We start from the raw sequence: 3,082 nt of genomic DNA, 5'->3' as shown, positions 1-3,082 counted from the left end.
CGTCGAGGACCGGACCCGGGCGGTGCAACGCCTGGAGAAGGTCATGCAGGACGCCCTGTTAACTGAACTACGGCGGGAGTCTTCGCAGCTCAGTGGCCAGGGCGGGTCTGGGTGAGTACGGTTCCGGTTCATGATCAGAGCAGAGGATGCGCCGCGGGACTTGTCGGCGTTGGTAGTGCCGCGGTGGGGCACGCTTGAGGCGACCGATGATGTGTTCGAGCCGTACCGGCTCGTTGGCGCCGATGGTGCGGTGGTCTCGCCGGTCGCGGCGTATTTGAAGGAGCTGCAGGCGTGCGGGCGGGCGGCGAGCACGCTCCGTTCATACGGTATGGATCTGTTGCGTTGGTTTCGGTTCCTGCGGGCTATCGAGGTTGGGTGGGATCAGGCGACCCGGGTGGAGGCCCGGGATTTCTGCTGCTGGGTCCAGGTTACGGACAAGCCGGTGCGGCCGCATTGGCGGCGTGAGGCCGACGATGCGCGGAGAGCTGCCTCGCCGGTGCCAGCTGCTCGCCCGACGCGGGTAGACGTGCCGAATACGGTGACTGGGAAGACCGGGCCCGGCGTCAGATACGCTCCAGCGACGGTGGCGCACTGCGAGACGGTGCTGCGGAGCTTTTACGACTTTCATCTGGAGGCTGGCAGCGGGCCGATGGTGAACCCGTTCCCGTTGGCGCGGGATCGGCGTGGTGGGAGGGCGAATGCCCATCACAACCCGATGGAGTCGTTCAAGAAAGAGCGCACCGGCCGGTACCGGCCCAGGATGGCTCAGCGTGTTCCCCGGCAAATCCCTGACAGGAAGTTCGACGAGCTGTTCGCACAGTTGTCGTCGCACCGGGATCGGGCGCTGGTTGCCTTCTGGGTGTCGACTGGGGCACGGGCGGCGGAGTTGCTGGGTGCCACCTGTGGTGATGCCGACCCGGGTCAGCAGCTGATCACAGTGATCCGTAAAGGGACACGGTTCATGCAGCAGCTGCCGGCTTCACCGGACGCGTTCGTGTGGCTGCGGTTGTATCAGGTGCAGATACAGGGATTAGTACCTGTTGGGCTGGATCAGCCGTTGTGGTGGACATTGCGGCGTCCGTTCCGATCGTTGACCTACCATGCGGCCCGCGCGATGTTCACACGAGCTAATGCTGCGTTGGGCGCGAACTGGTCGCTTCATGACCTCCGACATTCTGCCGCCTATCGGATGATTCGGGACCCCGCAATGCCGCTCACTGACGTTCAGTGGGTTCTTGGCCATGCGCAGTTATCCACCACGCAGGTGTATTTGGCCGCGCCTGCCGAGGATGTGATTGCCGCGGTGTTGGCGCACCATGCCCGCCAGGCGCAGAACCGATCGGCGGCGGACAGCTCGATGGGGTATCGCCCGGAGTCGCTGAGCGTCCTGTTCGGGCGGGAGTTCGGATGACAGGAGCTCCGATAGGCGGGGCCGAGGCAACGCGCCGGATGGTGTCTGGTGCGGTGGCTTCTGCCCTCTATCAAGGTGGGCGCCCGCGGGAACAGGCCGGAGGGTGGCCGGCGTCCTCGGTGGCGCTGCTGCAGCGGTTTCCGCCCCGGTCGGTGCCGGCGACCTGGCCGATGACCCAGCAGCCGAAACGGGACGTCGTGGCCACGCTGGTGGCGGCCCCATTCGTCGTCGAAGGCGCCCACCTACAGCACGACCGTCGCCGTGGCCTCGTCCATGTGCTGGAGTGGCTCCAGGAGCAGCCGGGCCAGACGTGGCAGGACCGGTGGATCGCCAGCGCAGTGGACGCGGAGGGGAACAGCGCGTGGAGGCAGCTGGCGACCAGGTGGATGGCGTCCACCTCCCGTGGGCCGAAAGATCCTGACCACGCCTGTCTCACGGTCGGGCGCGGGATGCTGCTGCTCGTGTGCGGTGACGTGATCCGCCCAAGCCTGGGCTGGCTGTTGATGCCGGCTACGCCCAAGAAGTTGCTTACCGAGATCGCTCGTACCCGTGATCCCGAGCAGTTCGCGGTCCTGGAGTCTGTCTGCCGGGCTGGCTCCGCGAATGCCCACACGACACAACTGGCGTTCCGTCGGGTCGCGACCATCGTGGCCGCCAAGGGCGGCTTAGTCGGCGACATCACCATCGGTGACTGTCTGGAACTGTTACGCATCGCTGACGACCTGCAGGGCAGCGCCGGAGCCACGAGCCCGTACTTCTATCAGCTGCTGCGCACGGCGGGGGTGTTCGGTGGTAGCGCGCCAGCGGTGCGGGCGCTGAAGACCCAAGGCCAGCTCAGCTGTGAGCAGCTGATCGACCGGTACGGCATTGAATATCGCCCGGTCCGTGACCTGCTGGTGGACTACTTGCGTGAACGTCAGCCTGCCGTCGACTACGCGACGTTGCACAAGCTCTCCTACACGCTGGGCCGGCTGTCCTGGCGCGACCTGGAGCTCCACCATCACGGTATCGACTCGCTGCGCTTGACGGCCGAGGCCGCCACCGCGTGGAAACAGCGCATCACCACCAAGACGACCCGATCCACGGCCGTCGACGGACAGGTCACCGAGGTTCCCGCAGCCCGCATCAACGCGGCCGAGCATGTGGTCACGGTGCGAGCCTTCTACCTCGACATCACCCAGTGGGCAGCAGACGATCCGGCCCGATGGGGCCCCTGGGTGGCCCCGTGTCCGATCCGCGACGTGGAGGCATCCCACAGCAAGAAACGCTCGCACCGCAAGTCACGTATGGACCAGCGGACCCGCGAACCTCTCCCGGTCCTCCCGGTCCTGATCGCCACTGTTGACGCCGAACGCAAGGCGGCGACCGAACGGCTGCACGCCGCCCAAGCCGCCGATGCCGGCGCGTTGTTCATCGTCGCAGATCAGACCCTGCGACGATCGAAGGCTCTCCATGCCTCCGCAGGCAAGGTCTGGGCCGAGGATCCACATACCGGGAAACGCCGTGACCTCACCCTCGAAGAACATCAGGCGTTTTGGACCTGGGCCGCCGTGGAGGTGCTGCGTCACACCGGTGTCCGCATCGAGGAACTCACCGAGCTTTCCCATCACAGCCTCGTTCAATACAAGCTCCCGACCACTGGTGAAATCATCCCACTACTGCACATTGCAC

Annotated in this window: 2 protein-coding genes; both read left to right on the top strand. The window is 65.8% G+C overall.

Going from position 1 to position 3,082, the window contains the following annotated elements; translation table 11 throughout:
• Window positions 1-130: 130 nt before the first annotated feature.
• Entirely contained in the window at window positions 131-1,411 is a 1,281-nt protein-coding gene (locus U9980_RS26515) for a tyrosine-type recombinase/integrase (protein ID WP_322770427.1), read from the top strand.
• Window positions 1,408-3,082 (top strand): site-specific integrase (locus U9980_RS26510; RefSeq protein ID WP_416210405.1); only part of this gene is annotated, 1,675 nt, incomplete at its 3' end. The genes U9980_RS26515 and U9980_RS26510, both read left to right, overlap by 4 nt.

This window comes from Protofrankia sp. Cr1 (assembly GCF_963555865.1).
In the GTDB taxonomy this organism is placed as follows: domain Bacteria; phylum Actinomycetota; class Actinomycetes; order Frankiales; family Frankiaceae; genus Protofrankia.
The sequence above is the reverse complement of the archived record's forward strand: the minus strand, read 5'-3'. Positions and strand labels throughout refer to the sequence as shown.